Raw genomic sequence first — 1647 nt, 5'->3', positions numbered from 1 at the left:
GTATAAAAAACAAACACAAGTATTTGGGGTTTATTGTTTACTTTATGGCAAAAGTCGCTAAAATACGCCGGCTGAAATATATAAACGTTCTTTTACAACCCAAAGGTAATACCATGCATCCAATGTTAAACATTGCGGTTCGCGCTGCGCGCAACGCAGGCAAAATTTTACTTCGCGCAAGTGAAGATTTATCAAAAGTTGAAGTGCAACAAAAAGGCGCTAACGACTTAGTAACTAACATTGATAAAGAAGCCGAAGCCGTAATTCGTGACACTATTTTACAGTCTTACCCTACTCACTCAATTGTTGGTGAAGAACTAGGTGAGCATAAAGGCAAGGATGATGATTACCAATGGATTGTAGATCCTATCGATGGAACAACTAACTTCATCAAAGGTATCCCTCATTACGCGGTTTCTATCGCACTTAAAGTTAAAGGTCGTTTAGACCAAGCTGTTATTTATGATCCAATTCGTGGTGAGCTTTTCACTGCATCTCGCGGTCAAGGCACTCAGTTAAACAGTAAACGTCTACGCGTTAGCAAAACTACGGTTCTTGCAGGCACTGTACTTGCTACTGGTTTCCCTTTCAAAAACAAAAACCACATGGATGCATACACTGAAGCGTTTAAAGCATTGTTTGTACACACTGCTGATATTCGCCGTGCAGGTTGTTCTGCTTTAGATATGGCATACGTTGCAGCTGGCCGTGTTGATGGATTTTTTGAAATTGGTTTAAAACCTTGGAACTCTGCTGCGGGCGAACTAATGGTTAAAGAAGCGGGCGGTATGGTTGTAGATTTCGCCGGTGGTAATAACTATAACCACAGCGGCAATATTATCTGTGGTTCACCAAAACTGACTCAAGCAATTATCCGCGAAATTCGTCCAGTATTAACTGAGTCGTTACTTCGCTAATTAAATGCTATTAATAGCATACTAAAAAGGAGCCTAGGCTCCTTTTTTTTGTGCCTAAAAATAAGGGTTATCGAGCTTAATCTCTATTGTTTTACCTTTTGTATAAGGTAGTGTATTTAAATCCTTTGCGAAGTATTCATTAAATAATGCATCAAACTCGCCGTTTGTCTGCATTAATATTAAGCCCTCCTCTACTGCCTTTGCCAATTCGGGTTTACTCTTAGTCACAAAATAATAAATACCCGTTGGGTAGCTTATATATAAATCAGGCACAACGACTAAGTTACTTTGTTTGTTTTCAATAAGCTCAGAATTAACCTCAATAAACGAGCGAGGAAAGTAATCTATTCGCCCACGGCTCGTTAAAGTGAACATGGCTTGGTAATTGGTAAGCGGCCTTACACGTAAGCCGTTATAGGACATTATTCTTGTATCTGGCCAGTTGTGACCCTGCACTGCTGAAAACTCTCCTAGCTGCTCTAGGGTTTTTACGTCTTTAAAGCGTGCTACGTTTTGTTTATTAGTGAGTAAAGCCCGCTTTCCTATATAACCTTTAAATAGTGGTATTTTAATAGCTAAAGCAAGTGCCTCTCGCTCTGGACTACTCATACTCCAATACATATCTAGTTCGTTATCATTTAGGTTTATGAGCTTACGTTTTTGCTGATCTGATATGGGAGTCATCCTAATAACCCCAGGATAGTTAACACTCTCAAGTGCACGTACCAGT

At 39.7% G+C, this 1647-nt stretch carries 2 protein-coding genes; one reads left to right on the top strand and one right to left on the bottom strand.

Going from position 1 to position 1647, the window contains the following annotated elements; genetic code table 11:
* Positions 1-113: 113 nt before the first annotated feature.
* Entirely contained in the window at positions 114-917 is an 804-nt protein-coding gene (gene suhB, locus H5072_RS18805) for an inositol-1-monophosphatase (protein WP_002957826.1), read from the top strand.
* A 54-nt stretch (positions 918-971) separates the two neighbouring features.
* Here the strand turns inward: suhB and H5072_RS18800 are convergent.
* A partial coding sequence (locus H5072_RS18800) for an ABC transporter substrate-binding protein (protein ID WP_259395990.1) occupies positions 972-1647 on the bottom strand: 676 nt, incomplete at its 5' end.

Origin of the sequence: Pseudoalteromonas sp. SR45-5, from assembly GCF_014163565.1 — a bacterium.
Classification (GTDB): Bacteria; Pseudomonadota; Gammaproteobacteria; order Enterobacterales; family Alteromonadaceae; genus Pseudoalteromonas; species Pseudoalteromonas distincta.
This window is presented reverse-complemented; position numbering and strand designations above follow the sequence as displayed.